The following is a 17,513-nucleotide window of genomic DNA, read 5'->3' on the forward strand; positions in this document are numbered from 1 at the left end:
ATGAAACCTCACCGACAGGGCACTCCTTCCCTGCCGGTGGCGCGCCGGGTCTCCTCGGCGCTGCTGCTGGCAGGGTTTTCCACACTCGCCATCCTCGGCCCGTGCCACGCCCATGCGGCAGAGTCCTGGCACTTCAGCTTTGGCGCAGCCAGGGACGGCTACACCACGGTGGATGCCGGCATGGCGTACGATGCGAAACGCGGCTTCGGCTTCGAACCGGGCGCGGAAGTGCGCACCGCCGGGTACCTGGTCGCAACCAAACCGTCGTATTTCACCGCCGACGTCCCCGAGGGGAACTACAACGTTACCGTCAAACTGGGCGCGGCCGGTACGGCTTCCAACACCACCATCAAGTCCGAACTGCGGCGCCTGATGCTCGAGAATGTGAGCACGGCCAGCGGCGCGACGGAAACCCGCACCTTCACCGTCAACGTGCGCACGCCGCGCATCAAGGCCGTGCCGGGCGTGGCGGCGGGCGTGGTGGACCTCAAGGTGCCGCGCGAAACGGTATCCGAAGCGCGCGCCTGGGACCAGCGCCTCACGCTTGAGATCAACGGCAGCAACCCGGTGATTCAGTCGATCGACATCGTGCCGGTGACCGCGCCAACCATCTTCCTGCTGGGCGACTCCACCGTGTCCGACCAGCCGGGCGAACCGTTCAACAGCTGGGGCCAGATGCTGCCGCGCTTTTTCAAGCCCGGTATCGCGGTCGCCAACCTGGCGCAGTCGGGTGAAACCTACCGCGACTCGCTGTCGCGCCGGCGCCTGGACAAGGTCCTGAGCATGATGCGCCCCGGCGACACGGTCCTGATGCAGTTCGGCCATAACGACCAGAAGCAGATCAAGGACAACAAGGGCGGCCCCTTCACCACGTACAAGGACGAAATCCGCCAGCACGTGGAAGCGATCCGCAAGCACGGCGGCATCCCCGTCATCATTTCGTCGATGGAGCGCCGCCGTTTTGACGACGCCGGCAAGCCGCAGGAAACCCTGACCGACTACGCCACCGCCGCGCGCCAGTCGGCCAAAGAACTGGGCACCGCATTCATCGACCTGCACGCCATGAGTTTGCCGCTGTACGCGGCGCTGGGCGTGGAAGGTTCCAAGCTGGCCTTCGCCGAACCGCAGCCGGGCAAGCTCGATAACACCCACCACAATCCCTACGGCAGCTACGAGCTGGCGCAGGCGGTGGCCACCGGCTTGCGCCAGGCCGGCGTGCCGGCAGCGCAGTGGATCGCTGACGGCTACGGCAATTTCGATCCGTCGCATCCCGATCCGGTAGCGAAATTCGCCGTGCCAGTCAGCCCCACTTTCACCAATGAGCGTCCGCTGGGCGACGAAGGCAACCGCTGATGATGGGAACTCCGAAAAGCCGCAATTTCCTTTTCAACGTGCGCCAGCTGGCCGCTGGTGCGATGCTGGCTGCGGCCAGCATCGCCGCCCAGGCGGCAGACAATTACCTGTTCGCCTATTTCACCGAAAACGGCCAGGACGGTCTGCATTTCGCCCGCAGCACCGACGGCTACATGTGGGACAAGGTGGCCGGTGGCCGCAGCTTCCTCACGCCCGTCGTTGGCAATTCAAAGCTGATGCGCGACCCGTGCATCGTGCGCGGCCCCGACGGCACTTTCCACATGGTGTGGACGTCGGGCTGGAACGAGAACAATATCGGCTATGCGTCCTCGAAAGATCTGGTCAACTGGTCGCCGCAGCAGCAGGTGCCGGTGATGGCGCACGAACCAGGTTCGCTCAACGCCTGGGCGCCGGAAATCGTCTACGACGACAGGCGCGGCGAGTTCCTGATCTTCTGGGCCTCCACCATCCCAGGCCGCTTCCCGGCCACCGACGGCTCGTCGGAAGACAAGTACAACCACCGCATGTACGCAACCACCACGCGCGATTTTAAAACGTACACGCCGACCAAACTGTTTTATGATCCCGGCTTCTCGGTGATCGACGCCACCTTCGTCAACTTCAAAGGCAAGAACCACCTGCTGGTGAAGGACGAAACCCGCAACCCGCCGAAGAAGCACCTGCAAGTGGCCGACGCGCCCGATCTGCAAGGCCCGTTCGGCAAGCTGGGCGCGCCGATCACGCCGCCCAAGCTGTGGGTGGAAGGCCCGACCGCGCTGCAGATCGGCGACGACGTGGTGCTGTACTACGACGCCTACATCACCAAGCACTACGGCGCCATGCGCTCGCGCGACCTGGTGCACTGGGAAGACGTGTCGGACAAGATGCAGTTCCCCGACGAAGGCACGAAAAAGCGCATGCGGCACGGTACCGTGATTGCCGTGCCGGAGGAAGTCGTGGCAGGGCTGGAGAAGTAACCAGGGTCATCCCCGCGCAAGCGGGGAATCGCGCTGGCACCAGCGATTACTTCAAATACTTCGCCAGCGGCTTGCCTGGCAAACCATTAAAGGCATCGACCACCCGCGCCGCATTGAACTGGGCACCGGCTTCGTTGGTGTGCGTGCGCGCGTCCGAGAAATAGGTATCGACCACTTGCGCGCCCTGCTTGCGGTAGGCGTCGCTCACCACCATCGTCAGATCCGCAAACAGTGCGCCGCCCTTGGCAGCCACTTCCTGGTCCCACTGGGCGAAGCTGGCGAAGTCGCGGGCGTTTTCCCACACGTCGCGGTGCGGCACCGGCGACAGCAGGATCACGGTTGCGCCCTTGGCCCTGGCATCGGCCACGTAGCGCGCCATGTACCAGCCGAAGGTGTGGACTTGCTCTTTGCTGCCATCGGCCTTGGTGTCTTCAACGGTCTCGGGGCCGGTGCCTGGCACCGAAGCGCGGTTCTTGTTGGCGGGGTCGCCGATGCGGCCGCCGTCGTTGTGGCCGAACTGGATCGCCACGAAGTCGCCCGCCTTCATCTGCTCGAGCACCCGGGCCCAGCGGCCTTCGGTGAAGAAGGTACGGCTGCTGCGGCCACCGATGGCGTGGTTGACGACATTGATCTTGTTGGTGTCGAAGTGGGTGGCGATGCGTTCGCCCCAGCCGATGGCGCCGCCGGCGCCGCCGCTCTTGACGGTGGAGTCGCCGACCAGGAACAGATTGGGCAGCGCCGGATCGCGCGGCTGCACGCCGGCGACCTTGGCGCCGTCCACCACGGGACGGTCATCCTCGGCCGCCGGGACAGCTCGGCCGGCGTCGTTCAACGCGTTCAAGGCCCCCCCGGCCAACGGCGGCCGCAGCGCCTTCAGGCCCGCCACCACTACCCTGGCATTGAATTCGGCGCCCGCCATATTGGTGTGCGTGCGTTCCTCAGGCGGGAACATCAGGTTGGCCTTGTCGCGGCCCATGGCGTCGTAGTACTTCGCGATGGTCTCGTTCAGATCGATGAAGCCGACCTTTTCCTGCGCGGCCACCTGTTTGGCCCAGCTGCCGTAGCTGTCGGCTGCGCGCGCGACCTTGCCATCCGTACCCCAGTTGTTGCGCGGGATCGGCGAGCAGATGACCGGCGTGGCGCCGCGCGCCTTGATCTGCGCGACGTAACTGCGCAAGTACCAGCCGTAGGTATGCACCACTTCATCCTGCTTGGTGATCAGGTTGTTGATCGCTTCCGATTCTTCGCCCGTGCCCTTGATGGTGCCGCGCGCACGCACGGTGTCGTTGACCGGGCCGCTGTCGTTGTGGCCGAACTGGATCAGCACCACGTCGCCGGCCTTGATCAGCGGCAGCGTGCGTTCCCAGTGGCCGGAACTCATGTAGGTGCGGCTGCTCAAGCCGCCCACGGCGCGGTTGACGATGTTGATTTTTGCGGGATCGAAGTACGCGGCGATCGGGTTACCCCAGCCCCACTGGCCGGCCGCGCCCTTGCCCTGGCCATCGTCGTGACCATTGCGCACGGTGGAGTCGCCAATCATGATCAGCGACGGCAGCTTGGGGTTGGCGGGATCGGGTAGCGTGACCTTGGCGTTGCGCGGGTCGGTGTTGGCAGGGGCTTGTGCGATGGCGCTGGAATTGACACCAGCGGCGCAGCACAGCATGAGGAAAAAGGAGGCGAGATATTTGTTCATGGTACCAATTCTATGCGAGGATTTTTCCACCCCAGTTCTTGACGTTTAAAGAATCAGGAACATGAGCAATACGCACCCGCGTATCGGCCCACAATCGTACCCTCTCCATCCTTTTTCGGCCAATGATGATTTCCAAATTACTTATTTGCGCAGCGTTGATCGCGTCGAGCGCCGCCCAGGCGCAGATCGGCACCCGCTTCCCGTCCGAGCGCAAGGTGGTCAAGGACCCGGTCACCGGCACCATGCTGACCTTTTTGACCAGCACCCCGCGCGGCGACTCCAAGATCTATCCCACCCACCCGCAGTGGACCTCCGATGGTAAATGGCTGGTGTTCCGTTCCAACCGCGTCAAGGGCGAGGCGATGGCCGTCAACGAAGCCACCGGCGCCCTGGTGCAGGTGACCGAGGGCGGCTACATGGGCATGCTGAACCTGGCCCAGAAATCGATGAAGCTGTACTTCATGCGCGCCGATGGCGACAGCAAGCGCGTGCAGATCGTCGAAGTGGACCTGGCCAAGCTGTTTGCCGACAGCGCCGCCGGCAAGCTGAAAAATGCCGACGCCTACCAGCGCATTTGCGGCACCACGGACGCCGAGCTGGAAGCGGGCGGCGACATGGCGCTCGACGCCGACGAGGAATGGGCCTATTTCCGCACCGGTCCCACCTGGTCCGGCCAACACCTGGCGGCAGGCACCAAGATCGAACCGGCATTCGGCCCGCGCAAGATGGGCGCGGGCCCGAATGGCATCGCGCGCCTGAACGTGCGCACCGGTGAAGTCAAACACGTGGTGTCGGTACCGTTCCAGATCGGCCATATCCAGGCCAACCTGTACAACCCGGGCGAGATCGTGTTCTGCTGGGAAACCGGCGGCAAATCGCCGCAGCGCACCTGGACCGTCAAGGCCGACGGCACCGGCCTGCGCCCGCTCTACCCGGAAGCGTCGTACGAGTGGGTCACCCACGAGGCGGTGATCTCGAAAGATGAAGTGGCGATGGCCATCATGGGCCACCGCCCGATTCCCGGCGCCGAAGGCCCGAGCGGCGTGGCCGCGCCAGCCACCGGCGTCTATGGCGCCAACCCGGGCCAGGACGACGGCTGGGGCGCAACCGGCACCCGCGAAAAACCGTCCGGCCTGGCGATCGTCAACCTGCGCACGCGCGAGATGACCATCGCCGGCCAGACGCCTTCGGGCAGCGGCTTGTGGCACGTGCATGGTTCGTCCGACGGCAAGTGGGCAGTGGGCGACGATTTCAGCCGCAGCGTGTACCTGATCGACCGCAAAACACGCGAGATGATCATACTCACCACCGGCCACAAGACCACGGCGGCCGACCACCCTCACCCTACCTTCAACAAGGAAGGCACCAAGATCCAGATCCAGTCGGCCATGCTGTCCGAGGACAACCGGTCGATGAATATCGTGGTCGTCCCCGTACCACAGGCCTGGTTGAAACGTTAGGGCTGCTCCACCAGCTCGATATTGCGCAACTCGTACGGCGCACCTTCGAGCTGGAAGCCGATGCGGCCGGCGGCCGGTTTAACGGCCGTCACGCGGTTTTGCACCACGCCGTTGATCGACACTTCCACCGTGCCGTCGCGGGCGACGATGTCGGCCACGTTCCACTGGCCAATCGCCAGTTCGCTGTCGGCGGCGATCTTGCCCTTGATGCGCGGTTCGGCCCCCGGGGCGCTGGTCAGCGGTTCGGCGAACGCTGCGCCGGCCATCGGCAGCAGGTCGCCGGCGCTGCCATGCTTGGTTTGCACCTGCAGGCTCAATGGCCATACGCGGTCCATCGGACCGTCGCTGATGTGCAGCAGCACGCCGCCGTTACCGGGCTTGCCGCTCCAGCGCCATTCGACGTGGAGCTTGAAATTGGCATAGCTTTTGGTCGTGGCCAGGAAGCCGCCTGGCTGGCCGGTGGATGCGATCACGCCTTGCGGCAGCACGCTGAACACCTGGTCCATGGTGGTGGCGGGCGTGGTCTGAAGTTCCCAGCCGTCGAAATTGCGGCCATTGAACAATGGCGCGGCGCTGGTAGACTGCATGGTCACCAGGACTGCCGTTGCCCATAAAATCTTCTTGATCATTTTATTGTCTCCCCATGAAAAAAACTCTGATAGCTCTGCTTCTCACCCTCGGCGCCGGCATGGCCAGCGCCGACAGCAATGTCATCACTCTGTGGCCCGAAGGCGTGCCGGGCGCAAAGGCGATCGGTCCTGAAAAAATCGGTGGCGGCTACAATTCCAACGTCACCGACGCCTCGCTCACCCGCATTGGCCCTGCCGTGGACCGGCCCAACGGCACCGCCGTCATCATCTGCCCCGGCGGCGGCTATTTGCGCATGTCCACCGCGCGCGAAGGCGAACAATACGGCAACTGGCTCAGCACCCTGGGCGTGACCGCCTATGTGCTCAAGTACCGCATGCAGGAATACGGCCACCCTGCCCCGCTGCAGGACGTGCTGCGCGCGGTGCGCACCTTGCGCTCGCGCGCGGCGGAACTGGGCATCGATCCGGCGCGCATCGGCGTGATGGGCAGCTCGGCCGGCGGTCACCTGGCGGCCAGCGCCGGCACCCTGTTCGACCACCCGCTGGGCCGCACCGGCGCGCCGCTCGACGCCACCAGCGCCCGTCCCGACTTCCTGATGCTGATGTACCCGGTCATTACCATGAAAGACCCGGCCGCCCACGCCGGCTCGCGCAAGGCGCTGCTGGGAGCGAATCCATCGCCGGCAGCGATCGAGCTGATGTCGCTGGAAAACCAGGTCACGTCCGCCACGCCGCCCACCCTGCTGATCCACACCCAGGAAGACCAGGCCGTGCCGGTCGAGAACAGCATCGTGTTCTACCAAGCGCTCACGCGCGCCAAGGTGCCGGCCGAAATGTACCTGTTCGAGCATGGCAGTCACGGCATGGGCATGCGCGACGGCCTGGGCACCACCTCGCTGTGGCCGCGCCGCGCCGAGGAATGGCTGCGTGAGCGTGGGCTACTCACGCCGTCGAAAGCGGTTGTAAAACCTCAGGCGAAGTAAAACACCTGCTGCAACGGCCATTCGGTTGGCCGGTTGCCCGGTTCCACTTCCATCAGCTCGGCCATGTAGTCCCACCAGCGCTTCATCACCGGCTGCTGCGGCAGGTCGGCGGTGGTGTGGTCGGGCGCAAGTTTCAGTACCGCGAACAGGTGCAGGGTTTCTTCGTCTAGGAAGATCGAATAGTCATAGATGCCGGCCTGCTTGAGCGCAGCAGCCAGGTCGGGCCACAGCTCGTCGTGGCGGCGCTTGTATTCCTCTACCGTGCCGGGTTTGAGCTTCATGCGGAAACCGCGGGTGATCGGTGCAGTTGCTGTCATTTGTCGTCCTTGGTCATGGTTTTGAGTTCAGCGGCGGCCAGCAGGAAGCCGCCGACGCCATAGTTGTAGCTCGACGCCGGCAAATAGTAGGCCGGTTCGGCGCCGGTTTGCTGGATGCCGCCCAGGCGGCCGTCCGCGTAAATATTCTTCAGTATGCCCGCCCATGCTTTCTCGATCACGGGGCGATACGTGGCCGCATCGAGGTAGCCTCGATTCACGCCGTACGCCATGCCGTACACGAACAGCGCCGAACCGGAGATTTCCGGCAGCGGATAGCTGGCCGGGTCGAGCAGGCCCGCGTGCCACAGGCCGTCCTTGCCCTGCAACTGCGCCAGGCGCGCCGACATCTGCCGCAACTGCGTTACATAAAACGGCTTTTTCGGATCGTTATCCGGGATGAAGTCGATGGTGCGCGCCAGGCCGCCCAGCACCCAGCCCTCGCCGCGCGACCAGAACACCTTTTTGCCGTTGGGCTCGCGCTTGTCCTTGTAGCTGGCGTCGCGCGCGTACAGGTGTTCTTCCTGGTCGTACAGCTGGTCGTAGGTGGCTTGCCACTGGGTGTGGATGTAGTCGAGATACCGGCGCTCCCCGGTGATCCGGAACATCTTGGCCCATACCGGCGGCGCCATGAACAGCGCGTCGCACCACCACCATGGCAGGCGCGTGTCGCCGGGCCGCATGGTTTTCAAATCGATCAGCGTTTCGAGTTCCGCGCGGGTGGAGGCGATGCGTTCCGGTGAAGGGTCACGCTGATACAGCTCCAGGTAAGTTTGCGCCACGCTGATGTTGTCGGCGTCCGGGTATGGCGTGCGCAGCTTCCACTCGAACTTCTCGCTCATGGCCAGCATGGCGTCGCGGTATTTGGCGTCGCCGGTGGCGCTTGACGCGGCCATGAAGCCCGAGTACAGCACGCTGGATGTCCAGATACGGTCGAAATGCGGCGTGGTGCGCGCCAGCTGCCAGTCCGCCACCTTGCGCAGCGCCCTGTCGATGTCGGCAGGCCGCAGGGCCGGCGACAGATCGGTGGCCAGCGGGCCGCCATCCACCGGGGCGTCGCCGAAATGGCGGCTGATGTCCTTGTCCACGATGGCCTGCATGGCCGGCGTGGGCAGCGGGTACGACGGGGCTTGCGAGACGCTGGCACAGCCACCCAAGGTGGCCAGGGCGGACATTACGGCCGCCAGCACGGATATTTTGTTCACGATTTATCCTGCTCTTCAAAGCTCTTTTCCTTGAGCGGCACTTCCGGTGGACGCGGCTTGACCGCCGTGCTGGCAACGGGCAAACCGCGCACGTCATTGTTGTTCAGCAGGTGCACCGGCTGCTTGATGGCCAGCTTGACGTCCCTGAACTGCCAGTTGCTGGCATCGAAAATGAAGCCGCCATTTTGGGCTTCGATGTCGATGTTCTCAAAGCTGAAGCGGTTCAACGGCGCTTCCGGATAGCCGCTCACCTCGAACGCCGTGGTGGCGCCGGTGGCCTTGATGTTCCAGATTTTGACGTCGTGGAAATGGGCGATGCCCTTCTCGCGCGGCACCGGCGTGGCCAGCACTTTCCAGTAATCCGGATGTTCCTTGACGTCGTCCGGGATCTTGGCATAGCTGTAGCTCGGATTCCAGTTCATGGTGATGCGGATCGCCACCGGCGTGCCCTTCATGGTGATGTCGTGCAGTCGCAGGTTGTCGCCGAAGCCGCCGCGCGTGTGCGCCGACTTGAACAGGATCCCGACCGGCACCTTGTCCAGCACCGTGATGCCGTATGCCTCGACGTTGCGGAAGCCCCCCGCCGTCTCGCTGCCGAACGTGACGCCGGCGGCGCCTTCGCGGATGATGGAATTGCGGATCACGACATTTTCGGTCGGACGCGCCACGCGCTGGCCGTCCGAATCGCGGCCGGCCTTGAGGCACAGCGCATCGTCGTTGACCGAGATGTCGGCGTTCTGCACCAGGATGTTCTTCGACGAATCGATATCGATGCCATCGGTCGATGGTCCGTGGCCGCCCTCGTTGTTGCGGATGATGACACCATCCACCGTCACATCGGTCGAGTAGCAGATATGCAGCGTCCAGAAACCCGACCGGCGCAGCAGCAGCCCCCCGCCCACTTTGACCTGCGACGAATTGAACACCTGGATCAGGCGCGGACGCTGGGCGTCGTAGTCCGAAGCCCAGCGCAGGCCGCGCGGCTCGTAGGTCTTGCGCAGGGTCCAGTAGCTGTCCCAGAAGATCTTGCCGTCGCCGTCGATGGTGCCTTCGCCAGTGATCGCCGCATTCTTCTGCTCATAGATGTTGATCAGCGCGGCCGGCCAGCGCATCTCGATGCCGGCAATGCGAGTAGGCAGCACCGTGTAGTCGGCGATCTTCTGCGAACCGAGGATGGTCACGCCCTTGTCCACTTGCAGCGTGACGCCGCTTTTTACAAAGATCGAGCCGCTCAGATACGTGCCCGGTTTGAACGCCACCGTACCGCCGTTTTTGGCGGCAGCATCGATGGCGGCCTGGATCGCCTTGGTGTCGAGCGTGACGCCGTCGCCCTTGGCGCCGTAGCTCGACGGATCGAAGGTTTTGGCACTGACGGATGCTGCGCACAGTGCCAGCAGCGAGAGCGCTGCTACATGTAACCACTTCTTGAAAATCATGATGTCCTCACTTTGCTGGTTGGGCCAGCAGGCGCACGGCACCCAGCATGCCCGATGGCTGTGGTGTGATCAGCTGCGTATCCTGCGGGACGAAGCGCTGGGTGTAACGGGCCGAGAGCAGCCGATAGTCGGGCCGCTCCTGCCCCGCCAGCGCATTCAGTGCCAGGTTGGCCACCTTCACCTCGATGCGGTTGACGCCCGGTTTCAAGGCGCTGGTCACGTCCACCGTGTACGGCGGGCGCCATACCGAACCGGCACGGCGGCCGTTAACGAACACTTCGGCCGCTTCGCGCACCGGGCTCTCGAGCATCGCGCGCATGCCGGCGGGAACCTTCGGTGCGGTTACCAACGGCGTGCCCTGGCCGAAATCGAGCGTGACCGCCGCATTGTTCAACTGCCCGGCCGTGAGCGTGACGTCGCGCGTGTAGGTCGCAATGCCGGAAAAATAGCGGCGTGCCGGGTCGTCGGTCCAGGAGCGCAACTGCGGCATGGTCTGCGCCGCGCCGTCCGGGTAGCGCAACTGCCAGTCGCGCGCCAGGTCGGCCAGCACCACCGGTGCCGCGTTCGAAGGCGCCGGCCCGGCCTTCGTATCCGCTGGCGCATCGCTCAGGATCAGCACCCGCGATTCGTACGGCGCCAGGTCCAGGTCCACCGCCGGAAACACCGTCACGGCGCGGGTGGTGCCGTCGTGCGGATTCCACCAGGACGCCGATTTGCGCAGGCTGGCCAGGGTGGCCGTGGTGCGCACAGGCTGGTTGCCCGTGTTGGCGATGAAGTAGATATCGGCATCGGCCAGCTTGCGCCGCACGAAACCGATATCGGCCGCATTGGACGCCACCTTGAAGTCGGGTGTGAGCACCCTGCTCAAGACCGCGCCGACGTCGCCATCCTGCGCGACCACGGTCACGGCAGGCTTGGCGGCCAATGCTTTCGATGCCGCCTGCACCTGTGCCGTGATGCGCGCGGCATCGCGGTAGCCGGGCGCTTTCGACGGCAGCGCACCGACGGCGATGATCTTGCCGCCCTGGCGCACGTAGTCGTCAAGCTTTGCCAGCACCTCGGGCGCCAGCCGCGTGACATGCGGCAGCACCAGCACCGGGTGGTTCACGCCCAGCGACAGCACCGATTCCGCATCGACGTAATCGAGATTGTGGCCGGCGTCGAGGATTTGCGTGGTCAGTGCCGGTGTGACGTAGTGCTGCATTTTTTCCGACAGCGACACTTTACCAGGCGTCATCGACGCATACGCGTCGTCGTTGGGCAGCAGCACCGCCACCGTGTTGGCCGGCTGGCCCTGGCGCATCAGGTAGCTGGTGCGGGTCAGGTAGGCATTCACGTCCGGCATCACGTTCCACCACGGCTGGTGGTTGTTGAACACGGCCGCCGCGTAGAACGAGTAGCCCGGTTCCGTTGCGCCGGGCGGCGTGTACGGCCAGCCGTGGCCGACGAACAGGTTCACGCCCTGCAGCAGCATGCGGTCCGCTTCCACCTTCATGTCCAGCGGGGTGGCGGCAAATGCCGGTGAATGCAGCCAGGTCCAGGTCTCGGCCGAGATCACCGGGCGCTGGTACAGGTGCCCGGCCGAGGTGGCCAGGCGGGTGAACGAAAACTCGCGGAACTGCGGGCCTTCGCCCTCGGGCAGTCCCACCAGCCGGTAGCTCGACAGCGATACCGCCGGTTCGCCATACGTCTGCGAGCGGAACTGCGTCTTGTGCCTGACGGCCCAGTCGTTGACCGGGGTCAGATAGCGCTCGTTGACCAGTTCCGTTTGGGTCAGCACCCAGTCGCGCCGCAGCGCCGGTGCATCCGCTCCCTGGCCGCTGGTCACTGCCGGCAGGTGCGGCGTCAGGTCGTAGCCACGGCGACGCTGGAACTCCAGCAGGAAGTCGTCGGTCCAGTCGGTGTTATAGACCTCCAGGCTGTCCGAGAACACTGCCGTTGGCGGCTGGTCGCCAAACGCCTGCAACAACGGCGTGGCGACCACGTCGAGGTGGTGATCGATGGCCTTGCGGCTCAGGTGGTCGAGCACGAAACCTTCGGCACCCAGCGCCGCGCGCTTGACTTGCTGGCCGGTGCGGCTCGCAATATAGCTGACCACCACGCGCGGCTGGGCGCTGGCGGCAATCGCGCCGCGCCCTGGCGTGGTGGCGGTGGGCGCGCCCAACTCCGTGCGTTTCAGGGCGGTGGCGTCGTACTCCCTGGACGTACCGGCGCCGACAAAACTGGCGATCAGCTGTTCGCCGCTCATGACCGACGGCAGCGCCACCGACGTGGTGCCGGCAGGCAGTTCGGCCACGTGCACGCGCAGGCGCGATGCCGCTTCGGTCACCGCCACGTGCTGGCCACCGTAGGGCCAGCCGCTGGCCAGCGTCATGTCCACGCGCAGGCCGAGCGCGCGCGCCGTGCGGTTGGTATAGCTGACGTTGTCGAGGAATTCGGGAGAAAGATAAGGAGTGTTACGGATGCCGCGCGCGGGATCGTCGAGTTCCATCGGATAGACCGGCTGGATCTCCACGCCGCCAAAACCGCCCGCCTTCATGGCTTGCAGTTCGCGTTCCAGTTGGGGCTTGACCACGGCCGGGCCAAACCACCACCAGCGCACCATCGGCCGGGCATCGGGCGGCGGCGCCGCAAACTGCGCGGCGACGTCGGCGAGCCGGTTCGACAGTGTGGGTTGCTGCGCCAGGGCTGCTGCGGGGACAACACAGCAAGCCAGGGCGCAGACCAGCGCCGCCGCCTGTGCAACAGGCGTCAGCGTACCGCGCAGGTGGTCACACCCGCGCAGTCCAACAGTGACGTGTGCCACCGTTTATACGATACCGCTGCTGCTGGCGCCAGCCTTGGCCGGACGGGCTTCCGCAACCTGGTCGCGGTAGCCCGAAGCACGGTAGCAGGCCACCGGATCGATGGCGCCGCCGTTGCGCAGTCGCGCCATGGCCAGGATGGCCGAGACGTCGGTACGATAAGCGTGCTTGAGGGTTTGCGCCGATTGCAGCGCATCGTGCGACTCCTGGAAACCGCGCAGCGCATCACGATCGACCAGGTTGGCCTGGACGAAGGCGCGTTGAACTTCCACCGCGCTGCTCATCAGGCTCTCGATCGGATCGGTCACGTTGTGCGACTGGTCCAGCATGTAGGCCGGATTGAACGCCGCGCCTTCGCGCTCGGCCGCATCGGCCAGCTCGTTGAAGACCAGGAACAGCTGGAACGGGTTGATGCTGCCCGAATCGAGGTCGTCGTCGCCGTACTTGCTGTCGTTGAAGTGGAAGCCACCGAGCTTGCCGAACTGGGTCAGGCGCGCCACGATCATCTCGATGTTGGTGTTCGGTGCGTGGTGGCCCAAGTCCACCAGGCACTTGGCTTTTTCGCCCAGCGATTGCGCGCAAGCGAAGCTGGTGCCCCAGTCGGCGATGGTGGTGGCGTAGAACGCCGGCTCGAACAGCTTATGTTCGATCAGCAGGTTCCAGTCGGCTGGCAGCGCGGCGTAGATTTCGCGTGCGCTTTCCAGGTAGCGTTCCAGCGCGCCGCGCAGGTTGTGCTGGCCCGGGAAGTTGGCGCCGTCGCCTACCCACACGGTCAGCGCTTTCGAACCGAGCGCGTTACCGAGCTCGATACATTCGACGTTGTGCGCAACCGCTTGCGCGCGGGTGGCGGCGCTGATCGCGGTCATGCTGCCGTACTTGTAGGTGTGTTCCTGGCCGACCTGGTCCTGGAAAGTATTCGAGTTGACGGCGTCGAAGTACAGGCCGTGGGCTTCGGCTTGCTGGCGCAGGGCCTGGGTGTCCGACACTTTATCCCATGGGAAGTGCAGCGACACGCCCGGGGTGGCGCGGGTCAGCTGGTGGATCACGCCGCAGTCGTCGAGTTTTTCAAACACGTTGCGTGGCTCGCCACGGCCAGGGAAGCGCGCGAAACGCGTGCCGCCGGTGCCGGCGCCCCAGCTTGGCAGGGCCACGGCAAACTTCTGCGCCTTGGCGGTCAGCTGCTCGATGTCCACGCCGCGGCGCGACAACATGCCGGCCAGGGCGGCGTAGTCTTCTTCCAGGCCGCCACGCAGCTTGTCGTTGTGTTCGGCCACGCGGCCGCTGTCGATAATGGTGCTCATGTGAGGGTCTCCTTCGTTTTTTATGGTGCCGCAAGCGCGTTCGCATTCAACGACGCCGGCGGCATTTTATAGGTATCAGCGCGTAAATGCAGCAGCGTTGCCGGCATCGACGTTCAGGATGTTACCGGTGCTCTTGGCCGATTTCGAGCTGGCCAGGAAGTACACGGCTTCCGCGATATCCTCTGGCAGCACGCTCAGTTTGAGCATGCTGCGGTCGCGGTAGAACGCTTCGACGTCGTCGGCTTCGATCTTGTTCGACTGCGCGCGTTCCTGCTTCCACTTGCCGTCCCAGATGCGCGAACCACGGATCACTGCATCCGGATTGACGACGTTGACACGGATGCCGTGCGGTGCGCCTTCCAGCGCGATGCAGCGTGCCAGGTGGATTTCGGCAGCCTTGGCGGTGCAGTAAGCCGACGCGCCGGCCGATGCCACGAGACCGTTTTTCGAGGCGACGAACACCATGCTGCCGCCCAGTTTTTGCTGCTTCATGATGCGGAACGCTGCGCGGCCGGCCAGGAAGTAACCCTTGACCAGGATGTCCTGGTTGCGCTGCCAGATTTCCAGCGTGGTGTCTTCCAGCGGCGCCGACGAGGCGATACCGGCGTTGGAGATCAGCAGATCGACACCGCCGAAGCGCAGCGAGGTCGCGGCCAGGATGTTTTCGACTTCTTCTTCGCTGGTGATGTTGGCGACGATGCTCTCGACGCTGTCTTTACCGGCAGCCTTGGTCAGGTCTTTCTTGGCTTGTTCCAACGCTTCCGGATCGATATCGGTCAGCATCACGCAAGCGCCTTCCTGCAGCAGTTGACGGGCTACGGCCTGACCGATGCCGCCGGCGCCGCCGGTCACCAGGGCGATACGGCCCGCCAGGCTTTTCGGTTTCGGCATGCGTTGCAGCTTGGCTTCTTCGAGCAGCCAGTATTCGATGTCGAACGCTTCCTGCTCCGGCAGGCCGACGTAGGTGTCCACGCCGTTGGCGCCGCGCATCACGTTGATCGCATTGACATAGAACTCGCCGGCGATACGCGCGGTGGCCTTGTCCTTGGCGAACGACAGCATGCCCACGCCAGGAATCAGGTAGATGATCGGATTGGCGTCGCGAACGGCCGGGCTGTTATCGCGCTTGCAGCGGTCGTAGTAGGCGCGGTAGTCGGCGCGGTAGTCTTCCAGCGCTTGATCCAGGCTGGCGACCAGCTTGTCGAAGTCCGGGTTCAGCGGATCGAAATCGACCACGAACGGACGGATCTTGGTGCGCAGGAAGTGGTCGGGGCACGACGTACCGAGTGCGGCCAGCGGTTTCAGGTCGCGGCTGCACACGAATTCCAGCACGGTGGCGTTGTCGTTAAAGTCGCCCAGCTTGAATTCGTCGCGGCTGATTTTACCGCGCAAGAGTGGCATCAATTTCGCGGCCAGCGCGGCGCGCTGTTCGGCCGGCAGTGCTTCGATGGCCTGGCCGCCGAATGCCGGCTGTTTCGAGTTCGCAGCGATCCATTCTTCTGCGCGTTTGATGATGGCCAGCGTGGTTTCGTAGCACGACTTGGCGGTGTCGCCCCAGGTGAACAGGCCGTGGCCTTCGAGGATGATGCCTTTCAGGGCCGGATTGGCTTTCGAGACTTCTTCCAGCTTCAGACCGAGGTCGTAGCCTGGACGCTGCCATGGCAGCCAACCGAGTTCGCCTTCGAAGATTTTTTGCGTCAGCGCCTTGCTGCTGGCGCAGGCGGCAATCGCGATCAGCGAATCGGGGTGCATGTGATCGACGTGCTTGCGGTCGATGTAGGCATGCAGCGGGGTGTCGATACTGGCCGCGCGCGGGTTCAGGTTGAACGTGCAGTGTGGCAGGTACGCCACCATTTCATCTTCGAGCGCCAGACCGCGGTAGCGGCCTTTCAGTTCGTTCAGTTTGCTCATGTACAGGGTCGAGAAGCCGTCGAGCTTGATACTGCCCAGGTCGCCGCCGGAGCCCTTCACCCACAGCACTTCCACTTGCTCGCCGCTGAGCGGATCTGCCATCATGACCTTGGCCGAGGTATTGCCGCCGCCGAAGTTGGTGATGCGCAGATCGGACCCGAGCAAGTTGGACCGGTACAGCAGCAGCTCTGGTTCGCTCATCGTGGCTGCTGCGGCATCGTCCCACAGGGAAGTAATCGGGGCTTGCTGAGTTACATTCATTGCTGATCTCCGTCGTTGTTTGATTGGTATAGCGTGCTTAGTGTTGATTTCATGCCGCTTTGGGCACATGCAGCCAGTAGAAATCAGCGCCGCAACAGTGTCAATGCACAAGCGCTCAACTTGATGACCAAGACGGAAATAATCACCCCAGTGATTGAAACTTGAGCGATTGATGACACGGTTATCGAATCAATCAAATATTTGATCGCATAGTGATTGACGATGGCTGGCTAAATGTTTAGTCTTGGTAATTAATAAAGTGCCACACCGGATCGGTCCGCAGCAGCAATACAGCAGTAGCTGAGTAGCTGCGCGGCAGCGACGGTAGTAGGGACGACAAAAAATGGAGACAAATATGGTAAATCACAAGCGCCGTAAACGTTTGCTGAAGTTGCTCGCCGAACATCAGACGGCCAGCGTGCCGCAGTTGGTCGATTGGCTCAGCGCCTCTCCGGCCACCGTGCGCCGCGACATCAGCTGGCTTGCCGCCCGCAGCCTGCTCACCCGCACCAGGGGCGGGGCCGCCAACCTGGAACAAAAGAAGCGCAGCTTCACCCTCACCAGCGAGACCTTCCAGCACAACATCCAGTGCTACGCCGAGCGCAAACGCGCGATTGCGCGCCACGCTGCGGGCATGTGCTCCGAAGGCGAGACCATCATCATCAACGGTGGCACTACCACCTTCATGATGGCAGAATTCCTGGTCGATCACCACCTCAAGATCCTCACCAATTCCTTCCTGATGGCCGAGCGCCTGCTGGTATCGAGCGAGAACGAGATCATTGTCCCCGGCGGCAAGGTCTATCGCGAGCAGAACGTCATCCTCAGCCCCTTCGACAACGACATCACCCAGCACCACTACGCGGCCAAGATGTTCATGAGCGTGTACGGCTTGTCGCTGCTCGGCCTCATGGAAGCCGATCCGCTGCTGATCCAGGCCGAAAAGCGCCTGATCTCGCAGGCCGAAGAACTGATCGTTCTAGTGGACAGCTCCAAGTTCGCCAAGAAGGCTGGCTTGATCCTGTGCGGCCTCAATCGCGTCTCCACCGTCATCACCGATACCTACGCCTCCGATTCGGCCGTGCAGCTGCTCGAGCAGTCGGGTGTGCGCGTGGTGACCGTGGAACCGGAAGCGGTGCCCGCCCAGCTGAATGCCAGCCCTTTTACTTCGCCGTTTGACTACCAGGCGGCAGCCATGTTCCAGTCGGAGGTATCACATTGAAGC

General features: G+C 63.9%; 13 protein-coding genes. 5 read left to right on the plus strand and 8 right to left on the minus strand.

Going from position 1 to position 17,513, the window contains the following annotated elements; genetic code table 11:
• Both SR858_RS12775 and SR858_RS12780 read left to right on the plus strand, forming a co-directional pair.
• Window positions 1-1,353: a rhamnogalacturonan acetylesterase gene (locus tag SR858_RS12775; RefSeq protein WP_154819824.1), complete on the plus strand. Its 1,353-nt coding sequence runs from the start codon at window positions 1-3 to the stop codon at window positions 1,351-1,353.
• On the plus strand, window positions 1,353-2,330 hold the full coding sequence (locus SR858_RS12780; RefSeq protein WP_019921180.1) for a glycoside hydrolase family 43 protein: 978 nt from the start codon (window positions 1,353-1,355) through the stop codon (window positions 2,328-2,330). Before SR858_RS12775 ends, SR858_RS12780 begins: the two co-directional genes overlap by 1 nt.
• A gap of 46 nt (window positions 2,331-2,376) precedes the next feature.
• Here SR858_RS12780 and SR858_RS12785 read toward each other — a convergent pair whose 3' ends face one another.
• On the minus strand, window positions 2,377-4,023 hold the full coding sequence (locus SR858_RS12785) for a rhamnogalacturonan acetylesterase (RefSeq protein WP_019921181.1): 1,647 nt from the start codon (window positions 4,021-4,023) through the stop codon (window positions 2,377-2,379).
• A gap of 155 nt (window positions 4,024-4,178) precedes the next feature.
• On the opposite strand from SR858_RS12785, the gene SR858_RS12790 reads away from it, so the two are divergent.
• On the plus strand, window positions 4,179-5,483 hold the full coding sequence (locus SR858_RS12790; protein ID WP_019921182.1) for a TolB-like translocation protein: 1,305 nt from the start codon (window positions 4,179-4,181) through the stop codon (window positions 5,481-5,483).
• On the opposite strand, the gene SR858_RS12795 is transcribed toward SR858_RS12790, so the two are convergent.
• A complete protein-coding gene (locus tag SR858_RS12795) occupies window positions 5,480-6,112 on the minus strand; it encodes a 3-keto-disaccharide hydrolase (protein ID WP_019921183.1) in 633 nt (210 codons plus the stop codon). The two genes, SR858_RS12790 and SR858_RS12795, sit on opposite strands and share 4 nt — an antisense overlap.
• A 14-nt stretch (window positions 6,113-6,126) precedes the next feature.
• Here SR858_RS12795 and SR858_RS12800 point away from each other — a divergent pair, with 14 nt between their 5' ends.
• Complete coding sequence (locus SR858_RS12800; protein WP_051120288.1) at window positions 6,127-7,056, plus strand: alpha/beta hydrolase; 930 nt, start codon at window positions 6,127-6,129, stop codon at window positions 7,054-7,056.
• On the opposite strand, the gene rhaM is transcribed toward SR858_RS12800, so the two are convergent.
• The 6 genes from rhaM to SR858_RS12830 form a co-directional block, all read right to left on the minus strand.
• Window positions 7,044-7,373: an L-rhamnose mutarotase gene (gene rhaM, locus SR858_RS12805; protein WP_019921185.1), complete on the minus strand. Its 330-nt coding sequence runs from the start codon at window positions 7,371-7,373 to the stop codon at window positions 7,044-7,046. The two genes, SR858_RS12800 and rhaM, sit on opposite strands and share 13 nt — an antisense overlap.
• Window positions 7,370-8,575 (minus strand): glycoside hydrolase family 88/105 protein, encoded by a 1,206-nt coding sequence (locus SR858_RS12810; RefSeq protein ID WP_019921186.1) that lies wholly within the window; start codon window positions 8,573-8,575, stop codon window positions 7,370-7,372. The genes rhaM and SR858_RS12810 overlap by 4 nt, the downstream gene beginning before the upstream one ends.
• Complete coding sequence (locus SR858_RS12815; protein ID WP_019921187.1) at window positions 8,572-10,011, minus strand: glycoside hydrolase family 28 protein; 1,440 nt, start codon at window positions 10,009-10,011, stop codon at window positions 8,572-8,574. Before SR858_RS12815 ends, SR858_RS12810 begins: the two co-directional genes overlap by 4 nt.
• A gap of 7 nt (window positions 10,012-10,018) precedes the next feature.
• Window positions 10,019-12,817 carry a glycosyl hydrolase gene (locus SR858_RS12820; RefSeq protein ID WP_322534585.1) on the minus strand — a complete coding sequence of 933 codons (2,799 nt, stop codon included), beginning with the start codon at window positions 12,815-12,817 and terminating at the stop codon, window positions 10,019-10,021.
• Window positions 12,818-12,820: 3 nt separating this feature from the next.
• Window positions 12,821-14,116: an L-rhamnose catabolism isomerase gene (gene rhaI / locus SR858_RS12825; RefSeq protein ID WP_019921189.1), complete on the minus strand. Its 1,296-nt coding sequence runs from the start codon at window positions 14,114-14,116 to the stop codon at window positions 12,821-12,823.
• Between the two features lie 75 nt (window positions 14,117-14,191).
• On the minus strand, window positions 14,192-16,288 hold the full coding sequence (locus tag SR858_RS12830) for a bifunctional rhamnulose-1-phosphate aldolase/short-chain dehydrogenase (RefSeq protein ID WP_026637174.1): 2,097 nt from the start codon (window positions 16,286-16,288) through the stop codon (window positions 14,192-14,194).
• Window positions 16,289-16,643: 355 nt separating this feature from the next.
• Here SR858_RS12830 and SR858_RS12835 point away from each other — a divergent pair, with 355 nt between their 5' ends.
• A complete protein-coding gene (locus SR858_RS12835; protein WP_019921191.1) occupies window positions 16,644-17,510 on the plus strand; it encodes a DeoR/GlpR family DNA-binding transcription regulator in 867 nt (288 codons plus the stop codon).
• The last annotated feature ends 3 nt before the right edge of the window (window positions 17,511-17,513 follow it).

Source organism: Duganella zoogloeoides, from assembly GCF_034479515.1.
Taxonomy (GTDB): domain Bacteria; phylum Pseudomonadota; class Gammaproteobacteria; order Burkholderiales; family Burkholderiaceae_D; genus Rugamonas; species Rugamonas zoogloeoides.